11 protein-coding genes are annotated in these 14,437 nt (G+C 70.8%); 10 read left to right on the plus strand and 1 reads right to left on the minus strand.

Going from position 1 to position 14,437, the window contains the following annotated elements; all coding sequences use genetic code 11:
• From IE172_RS12985 to IE172_RS13030, 10 genes are all read left to right on the plus strand, one after another.
• A partial coding sequence (locus IE172_RS12985) for a HAMP domain-containing protein (RefSeq protein WP_229885995.1) occupies positions 1-4,087 on the plus strand: 4,087 nt, incomplete at its 5' end.
• A 302-nt stretch (positions 4,088-4,389) separates the two neighbouring features.
• Entirely contained in the window at positions 4,390-5,067 is a 678-nt protein-coding gene (locus IE172_RS12990; protein WP_190097351.1) for a response regulator, read from the plus strand.
• Between the two features lie 174 nt (positions 5,068-5,241).
• Positions 5,242-7,974, plus strand: coding sequence for a DNA translocase FtsK (locus tag IE172_RS12995; RefSeq protein WP_190097352.1), 2,733 nt, complete (start codon positions 5,242-5,244; stop codon positions 7,972-7,974).
• Positions 7,975-8,226: 252 nt separating this feature from the next.
• Positions 8,227-9,066: a helix-turn-helix domain-containing protein gene (locus IE172_RS13000; RefSeq protein WP_190097353.1), complete on the plus strand. Its 840-nt coding sequence runs from the start codon at positions 8,227-8,229 to the stop codon at positions 9,064-9,066.
• 93 nt (positions 9,067-9,159) lie between these two features.
• Positions 9,160-10,635 carry a 30S ribosomal protein S12 methylthiotransferase RimO gene (gene rimO / locus IE172_RS13005; protein WP_190097354.1) on the plus strand — a complete coding sequence of 492 codons (1,476 nt, stop codon included), beginning with the start codon at positions 9,160-9,162 and terminating at the stop codon, positions 10,633-10,635.
• Complete coding sequence (gene pgsA / locus IE172_RS13010) at positions 10,632-11,510, plus strand: CDP-diacylglycerol--glycerol-3-phosphate 3-phosphatidyltransferase (RefSeq protein ID WP_190097355.1); 879 nt, start codon at positions 10,632-10,634, stop codon at positions 11,508-11,510. The genes rimO and pgsA overlap by 4 nt, the downstream gene beginning before the upstream one ends.
• Positions 11,507-12,052 carry a CinA family protein gene (locus tag IE172_RS13015; RefSeq protein WP_190097356.1) on the plus strand — a complete coding sequence of 182 codons (546 nt, stop codon included), beginning with the start codon at positions 11,507-11,509 and terminating at the stop codon, positions 12,050-12,052. Before pgsA ends, IE172_RS13015 begins: the two co-directional genes overlap by 4 nt.
• A gap of 109 nt (positions 12,053-12,161) precedes the next feature.
• The gene (locus tag IE172_RS13020; protein ID WP_003993396.1) at positions 12,162-12,542 is read left to right on the plus strand and encodes a helix-turn-helix domain-containing protein; all 381 of its coding nucleotides are present in this window, start codon (positions 12,162-12,164) and stop codon (positions 12,540-12,542) included.
• A gap of 193 nt (positions 12,543-12,735) precedes the next feature.
• Positions 12,736-13,206 (plus strand): Dps family protein, encoded by a 471-nt coding sequence (locus tag IE172_RS13025; RefSeq protein ID WP_190097357.1) that lies wholly within the window; start codon positions 12,736-12,738, stop codon positions 13,204-13,206.
• Between the two features lie 7 nt (positions 13,207-13,213).
• A complete protein-coding gene (locus IE172_RS13030; protein ID WP_229885998.1) occupies positions 13,214-13,507 on the plus strand; it encodes a hypothetical protein in 294 nt (97 codons plus the stop codon).
• A gap of 34 nt (positions 13,508-13,541) precedes the next feature.
• On the opposite strand, the gene IE172_RS13035 is transcribed toward IE172_RS13030, so the two are convergent.
• Entirely contained in the window at positions 13,542-14,363 is an 822-nt protein-coding gene (locus IE172_RS13035; protein WP_190097358.1) for an Fpg/Nei family DNA glycosylase, read from the minus strand.
• Between the last annotated feature and the right edge of the window lie 74 nt (positions 14,364-14,437).

The following is a 14,437-nucleotide window of genomic DNA, read 5'->3' on the forward strand; positions in this document are numbered from 1 at the left end:
CTTCGGCGCGGAGGTCACGCGCGTGGCGCGGGAGATCGGCGTCGAGGGCGAGCTGGGCGGTCAGGCGCAGGTGCCGGGAGCCGCGGGCACGTGGAAGGACCTGACGGACTCCGTCAACACGGCCTTCCGCAACCTCACCGGGCAGGTGAGGAACATCGCCCAGGTGACGACGGCGGTCGCCAACGGCGACCTGTCGCAGAAGGTCACCGTGGACGTCTCCGGCGAGATGCTCCAGCTGAAGAACACCGTGAACACGATGGTGGACCAGCTGTCGAGCTTCGCCGACCAGGTCACCAGGATGGCCCGGGACGTGGGCACCGAGGGGCGGCTGGGCGGTCAGGCGCGCGTGGACGGCGTGTCGGGCACCTGGAAGGAGCTCACCGACTCCGTCAACTCGATGGCGTCGAATCTGACCGGCCAGGTGCGCAACATCGCCCAGGTCACGACGGCCGTCGCGCGCGGTGACCTCTCGCAGAAGATCGACGTGGACGCGCGCGGGGAGATCCTGGAGCTGAAGAACACCATCAACACGATGGTGGACCAGCTGTCCTCCTTCGCCGACCAGGTCACGCGGGTGGCGCGCGAGGTGGGTACCGAGGGCAGGCTGGGCGGTCAGGCGCAGGTGCCCGGGGTCGCCGGAGTGTGGCGCGACCTCACGGACTCCGTGAACGGCATGGCGTCGAACCTGACCGGGCAGGTCCGCAACATCGCCCAGGTGGCGACGGCGGTGGCGCGCGGTGACCTGTCGCAGAAGATCACCGTGGACGCGCGCGGGGAGATCCTGGAGCTCAAGAACACGCTGAACACGATGGTGGACCAGCTGTCGTCGTTCGCCGAAGAGGTCACGCGAGTGGCGCGCGAGGTGGGTACGGAGGGCATCCTCGGCGGTCAGGCCGAGGTGCAGGGCGTCTCCGGCACCTGGAAGGACCTCACCCAGTCGGTGAACGGCATGGCGAACAACCTGACCCTCCAGGTGCGCAACATCGCCGAGGTCACCACGGCCGTCGCCAAGGGCGACCTGTCGAAGAAGATCACCGTCGACGCCAAGGGCGAGATCCTCGAGCTGGTGACCACCGTCAACACGATGGTGGACCAGCTGTCGTCGTTCGCCGAGCAGGTGACCCGGGTGGCCCGCGAGGTGGGCACGGAGGGCATCCTCGGCGGTCAGGCGAACGTGCCGGGAGTCACCGGCATCTGGAAGGACCTGAGCGACAACGTCAACCTGATGGCGAAGAACCTGACCACGCAGGTGCGGAACATCTCCCAGGTCTCCGCCGCCGTCGCCAACGGTGACCTGACGCGGCAGGTGAGCATCGAGGCGCGCGGAGAGGTGGCGCAGCTCGCCGACACCATCAACACCATGGTGAAGACGCTGAGCGCGTTCGCCGAGCAGGTCACCAAGGTGGCCCGCGAGGTGGGCACGGACGGCATCCTGGGCGGTCAGGCGCACGTGCCGGGTGTGGCGGGCACGTGGAAGGACCTCACCGAGTCGGTGAACGGGATGGCGTCGAACCTGACCGGCCAGGTACGCAACATCGCGATGGTGACGACGGCCATCGCCAAGGGCGACCTGACGAAGAAGATCGACATCGATGCGCGCGGTGAGATCCTCGAATTGAAGACGACCATCAACACGATGGTGGACCAGCTGTCCTCGTTCGCCGAGGAGGTCACCCGGGTGGCGCGCGAGGTGGGCACCGAGGGCCAGCTGGGCGGGCAGGCACGGGTGCGTGACGTGGACGGCACCTGGCGGGACCTGACCGAGTCCGTGAACGAGATGGCCGGCAATCTCACCCGGCAGGTGCGCGCCATCGCGCGGGTGGCGACCGCGGTGACCCGTGGCGACCTGAACCTGAAGATCGACGTGGACGCGTCCGGGGAGATCCAGGAGCTGCAGGACTACATCAACAAGATGATCGCCAACCTGCGCGACACCACGATCGCCAACAAGGAGCAGGACTGGCTCAAGGGCAATCTGGCGAGGATCTCCGCGCTGATGCAGGGCCGCCGCGACCTGGACGACGTGGCGTCACTGATCATGAGCGAGCTGACACCGGTGGTGTCCGCGCAGCACGGCGCGTTCTTCCTCGCGATGCCGCTGGTCGACGGCGAGGATCTGACCTCCGCCGACGACGACCACTTCGAGCTGCGCATGCTCGGCTCGTACGGGTACTCCATGGGGTCCATGCCGACGTCGTTCCAGCCCGGTGAGGGGCTCATCGGCACGGCCGCCATGGAGAAGCGCACGATCCTGGTGGAGAACGCGCCCAGCGGCTACCTGAAGATCTCCTCGGGGCTCGGGGAGGCGCCCCCGGCGCAGGTGATCGTGCTCCCCGTGCTGTTCGAGGGGAAGGTGCTCGGCGTCATCGAGCTGGCGTCGTTCACGCCGTTCACGGCGATCCAGAAGGACTTCCTCAACCAGATCGCCGAGATGATCGCGACGAGCGTCAACACCATCTCGGTCAACACCAAGACCGAGCGGCTGCTGGCCCAGTCCCAGGAGCTGACCGAGCAACTTCGGGAGCGGTCGGCTGAGTTGGAGCAGCGGCAGAAGGCGCTCCAGGCGTCCAACGCCGAGCTGGAGGAGAAGGCCGAGCTGCTGGCCCGGCAGAACCGCGACATCGAGGTGAAGAACACCGAGATCGAGGAGGCGCGGCAGGTCCTGGAGGAGCGCGCGGAACAGCTCGCGGTGTCCATGCGCTACAAGAGCGAGTTCCTGGCGAACATGTCGCACGAGCTGCGTACGCCGCTCAACTCGCTGCTGATCCTGGCCAAGTTGCTCGCCGACAACGCCGACGCGAACCTCTCCCCGAAGCAGGTCGAGTTCGCCGAGACCATCCACGGAGCCGGGTCCGACCTGCTCCAGCTCATCAACGACATCCTCGACCTGTCGAAGGTCGAGGCGGGCAAGATGGACGTCTCGCCGACGCGTATCGCGCTCGTGCAGCTCGTGGACTACGTGGAGGCCACCTTCCGGCCGCTGACCGCGGAGAAGGGCCTGGACCTGTCGGTGCGGGTCTCCCCGGAGCTGCCGGCCACCCTGCACACCGACGAGCAGCGGCTGCTGCAGGTGCTGCGCAACCTGCTGTCCAACGCGGTGAAGTTCACCGACTCCGGTTCGGTCGAGCTGGTCATCCGGCCCGCCCGGGACGACGTCCCGCAGGCCATCCGGGAGCAGTTGCTGGAGGCGGGTTCGCTGACCGACCCGGACGCCGACCTGATCGCGTTCTCGGTGAGCGACACGGGCATCGGCATCGCCGCCAGCAAGATGCGGGTGATCTTCGAGGCGTTCAAGCAGGCCGACGGCACCACCAGCCGCAAGTACGGCGGTACGGGACTGGGACTGTCCATCTCGCGGGAGATCGCCCAGCTGCTCGGCGGCGAGATCCACGCGCAGAGCGAGCCGGGGCGGGGCTCCACGTTCACGCTGTACCTGCCGCTGCACCCGAGCGAGCTGCCGCCGCACGGATACGCGCAGCCGATGCCGGCGCTGGAGGCCGGGGACCTGGTCGTGTCGGCCGAGCCGGCCGCGCCGCGGACCGAGACGCCGGCGGAGGTGACGTCGTACCGGGACTCCCAGAACGGTCCGGCCGCGCTGTTCCGGCGTCGCCGCCGGATCACGCTGGAGCGGCGGCCCGCCGCCGAGCCGGAGCAGTGGCCGGGTGCGGAGCAGCAGCCGGCGCCGCGGTCGTCGCGCCGGGGCATCCGCTTCGGCGGGCAGAAGGTGCTGATCGTCGACGACGACATCCGCAACGTCTTCGCGCTGACCAGCGTCCTGGAGCAGCACGGTCTGTCCGTGCTGTACGCGGAGAACGGCCGCGAGGGCATCGAGGTGCTGGAGCAGCACGACGACGTGGCGGTCGTGCTGATGGACATCATGATGCCGGAGATGGACGGGTACGCCACCACCACGGCGATCCGCCGGATGCCGCAGTTCGCCGGGCTGCCGATCATCGCGCTCACGGCGAAGGCGATGAAGGGCGACCGGGAGAAGGCGATCGAGTCGGGTGCCTCCGACTACGTGACCAAGCCCGTCGACCCCGACCACCTGCTGTCGGTGATGGAGCAGTGGATGAGGGGGGAGTGAGGCGGTGTCCGCGGGGCGTGCGGCGGGACGGGAAGCTTCCGCGTTCACACAAAGTTGCTGACGCGGTATGCGCGAAGTCGTGTAGAAGTACGGGATCCGGGGAACCTTCTGGTCTCCTGCCGCGTTTCCGCTACGTACACAGTGACATCACGGTGACAGGGTGTGGCGACAGGCGGGGTGCGGCTACGATGACCGGCACAAGGACGGGCGGCGCAAGGGAGTCGTCCCCTGGGGCGGTGGAAGGTACGGTCCCAGGTCCTGTGGACAGGGGAGGCCCCAAGCCGGGGCGAGGAGGGCGGGCCATGGTGCAGAAGGCCAAGATCCTCCTGGTCGATGACCGGCCGGAGAATCTGCTCGCGCTGGAGGCGATCCTCTCGGCGCTGGATCAGACGCTGGTGCGGGCATCGTCCGGGGAGGAAGCGCTCAAGGCGCTGCTCACGGACGATTTCGCGGTCATTCTGCTGGACGTCCAGATGCCGGGCATGGACGGTTTCGAGACCGCGGCGCACATCAAGCGGCGGGAGCGGACCCGGGACATCCCGATCATCTTCCTCACCGCGATCAACCACGGCCCCCACCACACCTTCCGGGGGTACGCGGCCGGTGCGGTCGACTACATCTCCAAGCCGTTCGACCCGTGGGTGCTGCGTGCCAAGGTCTCGGTCTTCGTCGAGCTGTACATGAAGAACTGCCAGCTGAGGGAGCAGGCGTCGCTGCTGCGGCTCCAGTTGGAGGGCGGCGAGAAGGACGCCGGCGAGGCCGGTGAGCCGGCGGGGCTGCTCGCCGAACTCTCGGCGCGGCTCGCGGCGGTCGAGGAGCAGGCCGAGGCGCTGACCAAGCAGCTCAACGACGAGTCGACCGACGCGGCCGCGGTGGCCACGGCGGCCCATCTGGAGCGCAAGCTCACGGGGTTGCGGCGGGCGCTGGACGCCCTGGAGCCGGGCACCGGCGGTGCGTCCTCGCTGCCCTCGCCGAACTGAGCGCCGCAGCAGCGGCCTTGGCCGGCTCCCGCGGTCGGCCGCTCCTGAAGGGGCATCAACCTCTCCGCGCCCGCGTCCCGCTGCGTCAGCTTCACGCCTCGACGAGGGCGACACGAACGGGTGAAGCATCCGCCACGCGTGTCCCCGCCCGTCTCCACCGGTAACCTCACACCCATGGCCTCACGTCCCTCCGCAGCCAAGAAGCCGCCCGCGAAGAAGGCGGCCGCTTCCGCGAAGGCCCCGGCGAGGAAGGCCGCTGCCAAAAAGGCCCCGGCGAAGAAGGCCCCCGCCAGGAAGGCCGCGGCCAGAAGGCCGGCGCCGGCGCCCGCGCCCAGTCCGACGAGCGGCGTCTTCCGGCTCCTGCGCGCCCTCTGGCTGGGCCTCGCGCACGCCGTCGGCGCGGTCTTCCGCGGTCTGGGGCAGGGCGCCAAGAACCTCGACCCGGCGCACCGCAAGGACGGCCTCGCGCTGTTGCTGCTCGCCATCGCGCTGATCGTCGCCGCCGGCACCTGGGCGGACCTGGAGGGCCCCGTCGGGGACCTCGTCGAGATCCTGGTCACCGGAGCCTTCGGGCGGCTCGACCTGCTCGTGCCGATCCTGGTCGCCGTCGTCGCCGTGCGGTTCATCCGGCACCCGGAGAAGCCGGAGGCCAACGGACGGATCGTCATCGGCCTGTCCGCACTCGTCGTCGGCGTGCTCGGCCAGATCCACATCGGGTGCGGATCGCCCGCCCGCAGCGAGGGCATGCACGCGATAAGGGACGCGGGCGGCCTGATCGGCTGGGCGGCGGCCACACCCCTGTCGTCCACCATGACCGACGTCCTGGCCGTGCCGCTGCTGGTGCTGCTGACGGTCTTCGGTCTGCTGGTCGTCACGGCCACCCCGGTGAACGCCATTCCGCAGCGGCTGCGCCTGCTCGGCGTACGGCTCGGACTCGTCCACGAGCCCGAGCCGGAGGAGTTCGGCGAGGACGACGCCCGCTACGAGGAGCAGTGGCGCGAGGCCCTCCCCGCGAGCCGCCGCGGACGACGGCCGGCCCCCGAGGAGTACGGCCCCGACGGCGCGGAGCACGAGGCGCCGGCCCGGCGCCGCTCCCGGTCCCGCAGGTCCGCGGTGCCGCAGCCCGACATGAACCGGCCGATGGACGCCGTCGACGTGGCCGCGGCGGCGGCCGCCGCGCTCGACGGCGCCGTGCTGCACGGCATGCCGCCCTCGCCCGTCGTCGCCGACCTCACCCAGGGCGTGAACACCGGCGACCGCGAGCCCACCACCCCGACACCGGTTCCGGCGGCCCGCACCCAGCCGAAGACGCCGAAGGCGGACGGGCCGACGCGGGAGAAGCCGCCGGCCGGCGTCCTGGACATGACCAAGGAGCCGCCGCGCGAACCGCGCGACCTGCCGCCCCGGGCGGAGCAGCTCCGGCTCGCCGGTGACATCACCTACTCCCTGCCCTCGCTCGACCTGCTCACCCGCGGCGGGCCGGGCAAGTCCCGCAGCGCGGCCAACGACGCCATAGTCGACGCCCTGCGGAAGGTCTTCACCGAGTTCAAGGTGGACGCCGCCGTCACCGGCTTCACCCGCGGCCCGACGGTCACCCGCTACGTCGTGGAACTCGGCCCGGCCGTGAAGGTCGAACGGGTGACCGCGCTGACCAAGAACATCGCGTACGCCGTGGCCAGCCCGGACGTGCGGATCATCAGCCCGATCCCCGGCAAGTCCGCGGTCGGCATCGAGATCCCCAACACCGACCGGGAGATGGTCAACCTCGGTGACGTACTGCGCCTCGCCGAGTCCGCCGAGGACGACGACCCGATGCTGGTCGCCTTCGGCAAGGACGTCGAGGGCGGCTACGTGATGGACTCGCTGGCGAAGATGCCGCACATGCTGGTCGCCGGCGCCACCGGCTCCGGAAAGTCGTCCTGCATCAACTGCCTGATCACCTCGGTCATGATGCGGGCGACCCCGGAGGACGTCCGGATGATCCTGGTCGACCCCAAGCGCGTCGAGCTGACCGCCTACGAGGGCATCCCGCACCTGATCACACCGATCATCACCAACCCCAAGCGGGCCGCGGAGGCGCTGCAGTGGGTCGTCCGCGAGATGGACCTGCGCTACGACGACCTCGCCGCCTACGGATACCGGCACATCGACGACTTCAACCGCGCGGTGCGGGAGGGCAGGGCGAAGCCGCCCGAGGGCAGCGAGCGGGAACTCCAGCCGTACCCCTACCTGCTGGTGATCGTCGACGAGCTGGCCGACCTGATGATGGTCGCCCCGCGCGACGTCGAGGACGCCATCGTGCGGATCACGCAGCTCGCGCGGGCGGCCGGCATCCACCTGGTGCTCGCCACGCAGCGGCCCTCGGTCGACGTCGTCACCGGTCTGATCAAGGCGAACGTGCCCTCCCGGCTGGCGTTCGCCACCTCCTCGCTCGCGGACTCGCGGGTCATCCTCGACCAGCCCGGCGCCGAGAAGCTGATCGGCAAGGGCGACGGGCTGTTCCTGCCGATGGGCGCGAACAAACCGACGCGCATGCAGGGCGCGTTCGTGACCGAGGAGGAGGTCTCGGCCGTCGTCCAGCACTGCAAGGACCAGATGGCGCCCGTCTTCCGGGACGACGTCACCGTCGGGTCCAAGCAGAAGAAGGAGATTGACGAGGACATCGGCGACGACCTCGACCTGCTGTGCCAGGCGGCGGAGCTGGTCGTCTCCACCCAGTTCGGGTCGACGTCCATGCTCCAGCGCAAGCTGCGCGTCGGCTTCGCCAAGGCCGGCCGGCTGATGGACCTCATGGAGTCGAGGAACATCGTCGGTCCGAGCGAGGGATCGAAGGCGCGTGACGTTCTTGTGAAGGCTGACGAGCTGGATGGCGTGCTCGCGCTGATCCGGGGGGAGTCTGAAGGGTAGGCGGAGGGGACACGGTCGTCGCCCCGCGGTACCCCGGCGGCCGATCGTGACCCACCCGTTAGGGAGCACCGAGCAACTGTTTCCCGTCGGTGTACGTCAAGTTGAGCGAAGTCACACACCGCAGTACCACCATCGGATCGTCGGGCCATTCCGATGGCGTACAAAGTCCTGCCGCCCGGTTGCCCCACCCTCTCGTACCCCTCCTAGACTGAACCTCCAGCACAGGCGGATACACGCTCGAAAGGCGCCCCCGTGTCCATCGGCAACTCCCCTGAAGACGAGCGTCCGATCGAAGACGTTTCCGAGGAAGCCCGCCCTTCCGTGTCCGTCGGCCGCGCGCTCCAGCAGGCGCGCATCGCCGCCGGGCTCACCGTCGACGACGTCAGTACCGCCACCCGCGTCCGGATCGCCATCGTGCACGCCATCGAGGCGGACGACTTCGCGCCCTGCGGCGGTGACGTCTACGCGCGCGGGCACATCCGCACCCTGGCCAAGGCCGTGCGTCTCGACCCGGCGCCGCTGCTCGCCCAGTACGAGCGGGAACACGGCGGCGGCCGCCCCGCCCCGACCCCGGCCGCACCCCTCTTCGAGGCGGAACGCATCCGCCCGGAGCGGCGCGGACCCAACTGGACCGCGGCCATGGTCGCCGCGATCGTCGTCGTGATCGGCTTCGTCGGCTTCACCATGGTCAAGGGCGAGGACGAGGGCGGCAAGGCGAACGTCGCCGACGGAGCCACCCCGAGCAAGTCCGCCTCGCCCACGCCCAAGTCCGAGAAGCCCCTCGCCCCCGAACCGGAGCCGTCGGACAGCGCCATCGCCGCCGCACCGCAGGACAAGGTGACCGTCCAGGTCACCGCCGCCGACGGCCGCAGCTGGATCTCCGCCAAGGACCACAACGGCCGGCTGCTGTTCGACGGACTGCTCAAGCAGGGCGACAGCGAGACCTTCCAGGACAGCTCCAAGATCAACCTGGTGCTCGGTGACGCCGGCGCGATCGACCTGTTCGTCAACGGCAAGAAGATCGAGGACGACTGGCAGCCGGGCGCGGTCGAGCGCCTGACGTACACCAAGGGCGACCCGCAGGCCGGATGACCGGTCGCCCCGGGCACACCGGCGACGGGGTCGGCCGCGATCGGCCAACCCCGTCGACGTGGGGTGTCGGCGGGACGAAGTAGTCTTGAGCCCATGCCTGAACGCCGTACCGTCGCACTCGTCACTCTTGGCTGCGCCCGCAACGAGGTGGACTCGGAGGAGCTCGCAGGCCGTTTGGAGGCGGACGGCTGGCAGCTCGTGGAGGACGCCGAGGACGCCGACGTGGCCGTCGTCAACACCTGTGGCTTCGTCGAGGCCGCGAAGAAGGACTCCGTCGACGCCCTCCTGGAGGCCAACGACCTCAAGGGACACGGGAGAACGCAGGCCGTCGTGGCGGTGGGCTGCATGGCCGAGCGGTACGGCAAGGAGCTCGCCGAGGCCCTGCCCGAAGCCGACGGCGTGCTCGGCTTCGACGACTACACCGACATCTCCGACCGCCTCCAGACCATCCTCAACGGCGGCATCCACGCCTCCCACACCCCGCGCGACCGGCGCAAGCTCCTGCCGATCAGCCCGGCCGAGCGGCAGGACTCCGCCGCCTCCGTCGCCCTCCCGGGCCACGGCCCGGTGGACCTCCCCGAGGGCCTCGCCCCGGCCTCCGGACCCCGGGCACCGCTGCGCCGCCGGCTGGACGGCGCCCCGGTCGCCTCCGTGAAGCTCGCCTCCGGGTGCGACCGGCGCTGCTCCTTCTGCGCCATCCCGTCCTTCCGCGGCTCCTTCATCTCGCGCCGGCCCAGCGACGTGCTGAACGAGACGCGGTGGCTGGCCGAACAGGGCGTGAAGGAGATCATGCTGGTCTCCGAGAACAACACCTCCTACGGCAAGGACCTGGGCGACATCCGCCTGCTGGAGTCCCTGCTGCCCGAGCTCGCCGAGGTCGACGGCCTCGAGCGGGTGCGCGTCAGCTACCTCCAGCCGGCCGAGATGCGGCCCGGCCTGATCGACGTGCTGACCTCCACCCCGAAGGTCGTCCCCTACTTCGACCTGTCCTTCCAGCACTCCGCGCCCGACGTCCTGCGCGCGATGCGCCGCTTCGGCGACACCGACCGGTTCCTCGAACTGCTCGACACCATCCGCGGCAAGGCGCCCCAGGCCGGCGTGCGCTCCAACTTCATCGTCGGGTTCCCCGGTGAGTCGGCGGCCGACCTCGCGGAGCTCGAGCGGTTCCTGAACCACGCGCGGCTGGACGCCATCGGCGTCTTCGGATACTCCGACGAGGAGGGCACCGAGGCGGCGACGTACGACCGCAAGCTGGACGAGGAGGTCGTCGCCGAGCGACTGGCCCGCGTGTCCCGGATGGCCGAGGAACTCGTCTCGCAGCGCGCCGAGGAGCGGGTCGGCGAGACCGTGCAGGTGCTCGTGGAGTCCGTGGACGAGGAGGAGGGTGTCCACGGGCGGGCGGCGCACCAGGCTCCCGAGACGGACGGCCAGGTGCTGCTCACGAGCGGCGAGGGACTGGGCGTCGGCCGTATGGTCGAGGCGAAGGTGGTCGGTACCGAAGGTGTCGACCTGGTGGCCGAGCCGCTGTTCCAGGGTTCGCTCGCGCGGAGTGAGGAGGCGGGCAGATGACGGGTGCTCCGGCATCGGCGGCAGGCGGCCCTCCCGGCGCGAGGAGGGTGGCGGGCACCGCACCCGCGGGCGTACCGGGGGCGCTGCCCGGGCGCACGGCCGCGGCGCGGGAGTCACGGGGCGCCGCTCCGGGGTCGTCCGGAGGCGGTCCGGCACGGCGCGGTCGGGCCGGGGCCCGGCCGCGCGGCGACGAACCGGCCCCGGCCGTCGTGACCGGCGACGACATCGACGCCGGGGACGGCACCAGGCCGGCCCGCGGCGCGAAGATCGCGGCGGCGGCCGTCAACCAGGCGAGCGTCTGGAACATCGCCAACCTGCTGACCATGCTCCGGCTGCTCCTGGTGCCGGCGTTCGTCATGCTGATGCTGGCCGAAGGCGGTGACGACCCGGCGTGGCGGTCGTTCGCCTGGGCGGCCTTCGCCGTCGCCATGATCACCGACCTGTTCGACGGGCACCTGGCGCGCACCTACAACCTCGTCACCGACTTCGGGAAGATCGCCGACCCCATCGCCGACAAGGCGATCATGGGAGCGGCGCTGATCTGTCTCTCCTCGCTGGGTGATCTCCCGTGGTGGGTCACCGGCGTCATCCTCGGCCGGGAACTCGGGGTCACCCTGCTGCGTTTCCTGGTCATCCGCTACGGCGTCATCCCGGCCAGCCGCGGGGGCAAGCTCAAGACCCTCACCCAGGGCATCGCCGTCGGCATGTACGTGCTGGCGCTGACGGGGTGGCTGGCGACGCTGCGGTGGTGGGTGATGGCCGCGGCGGTCGTGCTGACCGTGGCGACCGGACTCGACTACGTGAAACAGGCCATTGTGCTCCGCAGGCAGGGAATCGCCGCGCGCAAGGCTGCGTTGGAGGAGAAGGAAGCGTGAGTTCCACGGCCACCGAGGTGGTGCGACTACTCACTGTGAACGGGGGGACGCTCGCCGTCGCCGAGTCGCTGACCGGTGGTCTGGTGGCGGCGGACCTCACCGCCGTGCCCGGGGCGTCCAAGGTCTTCCGTGGCTCGGTGACGGCCTACGCGACCGAGCTGAAGCACCGGCTGCTCGGTGTGGACGCCACTCTGCTGGCCGAGCGGGGCGCGGTGGATCCGCAGGTGGCGGCCCAGATGGCGGCGGGTGTCCGCCGGGCGCTGGGCGCCGACTGGGGCATCGCCACCACCGGCGTCGCCGGTCCGGACCGGCAGGACGGCCAGGACGTCGGGACGGTGTTCGTGGCCGTGGCCGGGCCTCCGGGGGCGGGTTCCGCTTCCGCCGGCGGCGGAAAAGTGCGGCGTCTGCGGTTGAACGGCGACCGCGCGGAAATTCGTATGGAGAGTGTACGGAGCGTACTCGCACTGCTTTTGACGGAGCTTGCGGGCGAACAGACCGGGAATGAGCGGGCACAGGATACGGAACGGAACGGGGGGTTTTGATGTTTGCAGCCCTGAGTGAACACGACATCGCTCCCCGCACGGCCGCGGCGCAAGGCGGTACGGTGGGGCGTGAAGGATGCGGCTACGCGGTCCGAGGAGGGAGCCACCGATGATTCTGCTCCGTCGCCTGCTGGGTGACGTGCTGCGTCGGCAGCGCCAGCGCCAGGGCCGTACTCTGCGCGAAGTCTCCTCGTCCGCCCGAGTCTCACTCGGCTATCTCTCCGAGGTGGAGCGGGGGCAGAAGGAGGCATCCTCCGAGCTGCTCTCCGCCATCTGCGACGCGTTGGACGTACGGATGTCCGAGCTCATGCGGGAAGTGAGCGACGAGCTCGCCCTCGCCGAGCTGGCCCAGTCTGCGGCAGCGACCCCCAGCGAGCCCGTACCCACGCCGGTTCGTCCGATGCTGGGTTCCGTTTCGGTGACCGGAGTGCCACCGGAACGGGTGACCATCAAGGCGCCCGCCGAGGCGGTGGACGTCGTCGCCGCGTGATCGCGGTGTGCAGCGCCCGCGTGGCGTGAAGGTGTGGGATGCCCCGGTAGGGGCCCGTCCGGACCATCCGGAGGGGTGCCGCCGGGGTTTTCGCGTCTCCGGGCCGTTTCCAGGGGCTCCGCGTGCGTTTGCCGGTGGGGCGGGGGGCCGTCATGGTGGAAGGACGAGGCGGGGGTCAGCCACGGAGGTGCGGATGTACGTCGTGAAGAGCCCGTTGTCCGACGAGAACCTGAAGATCGTGTCCGAGGCGCTGCAGGGCGCCCTGGTCGACCTGGTGGACCTCGCCCTGGTGGCGAAGCAGATCCACTGGAACGTGGTGGGGCCACGCTTCCGCTCCGTGCACCTCCAGCTCGACGAGGTCGTGACGCTGGCGCGCGGGCACTCCGACACCGTCGCCGAGCGGGCCGCGGCCCTGGGCGTCTCGCCGGACGGGCGTGCCGCGACGGTGGCCGTCGGCAGCGGGATCGGTGTGACACCGGAGGGCTGGGTCGACGACTCCGCCGCGGTGAGCGCCATGGTGGACGCCCTGGGCGCGGTCATCGCCCGGATGCGTGAGCGGGTGACGTCGACCGAGCAGCCGGACCCGGTGAGCCAGGACATCCTCATCGCGGTCACCGGGGACCTGGAGAAGCAGCACTGGATGTTCCAGGCCGAGAACGGATGAACCGGACGTGGGAGCCGCGGACCCCGAGGGCCGCGGTGCGGACGAGACAGGTGTGACGTCGGGCCGGGGCGCGTGCCGGTGGGCCGTGCTCGGGCTCGGCGGGGTGCTGTGGTGGTGGGCCGTGGCGCGGCTGGTGCTGGCGCCCGATGCCGGGGTGCTGGAAGGGGCGGTCGCGGCCGGCGGATGGGGCCTGAGCGTGCTGCCGGTGCACTGCATGCCCAAGGCCCGGGCGCGGGGGGCACTCGCGGCGGGGCGCTGGCGGCGCGCGTGGCGCTCGGGAGGGCGTCAGGAGGGGCGTTGACGGTCCGTCCGCTCCCACGCGCGGCCGGGTGTGATCAGCGGGGGAGGCCGCCCCGCGGGCGTGCCGGGGCCGGGCCCGGCTGGCAGGTGGGGCACCAGTAGGTGGGCCGTTCACGGGAGCCGTCGCCCTGGTCGGCGAGACGGATCGGGGTGCCGCACCGCAGGCAGGGCCGGCGCGCGCGGCCGTACACGAAGAGGTCCTGGCCGCGGCGGCCCGTCGAACTGCGAATCGGCCGTTCACGGTTGAACTCCAGCAGCTTCCTGGCGAGCCCGGGGAGTTGGGCGGCACGGTCGGCGGGGAGTTCACCCACCGGGAGCCAGGGGGTGACGCCGAGCAGGAAGCAGAGCTCGCACTTGAAGACATTGCCGATACCGGCGAGGTTGCGCTGGTCGAGGAGCGCCTCGCCGAGCGGGCGGGCCGGGTCCTTCACCAGGTTGGCCAGGGCGAGGCCGGGGTCCCAGTCCGGACCCAGGAGGTCGGGGCCCAGGTGGCCGACCGCGCGGTCCTCGTCGGCGGTGCGCAGCAGTTCCAGGACGGGCAGCCGGTAGCCGACGGCCGTGCGGACGGTGTTGCCGAGGATCGCGCGGATCTGATGGGCGGGGCCGCCGTTCCATCGCTGTCCGTCGGCGTACACCCTCCAGGAGCCGTCCATCCGCAGGTGCGAGTGCACGGTCAGGCCGCCCTCGACACGGGTCAGCAGGTGCTTGCCGCGCGGGGTGACGTCCAGGACGGTGCGGCCGGTGAGGTCGGCCGTGGCGAACCGGGGCACCCGGAGGTCGCTGCGGGTCAGCACCCGGCCCGCGAGGGCGTCGTGCAGCCGTCGCGCGGCCTGCCACACCGTGTCTCCTTCAGGCATGCGTCAAGAGTGGCACGCCACGCGGGGCGGGGCCGAGGTGGCGTGGCGACGGACTGCGGCGTGGCCACATCCGG

The organism is Streptomyces griseoflavus, assembly GCF_014649995.1.
Lineage (GTDB): Bacteria > Actinomycetota > Actinomycetes > Streptomycetales > Streptomycetaceae > Streptomyces > Streptomyces griseoflavus.

Bases quoted from the DNA above. Each gene is read 5' to 3' on its own strand.
- IE172_RS12990 (WP_190097351.1), top strand. From the start codon at position 4,390: ATGGTGCAGAAGGCCAAGATCCTCCTGGTCGATGACCGGCCGGAGAAT.
- IE172_RS12995 (WP_190097352.1), top strand. From the start codon at position 5,242: ATGGCCTCACGTCCCTCCGCAGCCAAGAAGCCGCCCGCGAAGAAGGCG.
- rimO (WP_190097354.1), top strand. From the start codon at position 9,160: ATGCCTGAACGCCGTACCGTCGCACTCGTCACTCTTGGCTGCGCCCGC.
- pgsA (WP_190097355.1), top strand. From the start codon at position 10,632: ATGACGGGTGCTCCGGCATCGGCGGCAGGCGGCCCTCCCGGCGCGAGG.
- IE172_RS13020 (WP_003993396.1), top strand. From the start codon at position 12,162: ATGATTCTGCTCCGTCGCCTGCTGGGTGACGTGCTGCGTCGGCAGCGC.
- IE172_RS13025 (WP_190097357.1), top strand. From the start codon at position 12,736: ATGTACGTCGTGAAGAGCCCGTTGTCCGACGAGAACCTGAAGATCGTG.
- IE172_RS13035 (WP_190097358.1), bottom strand. From the start codon at position 14,363: ATGCCTGAAGGAGACACGGTGTGGCAGGCCGCGCGACGGCTGCACGAC.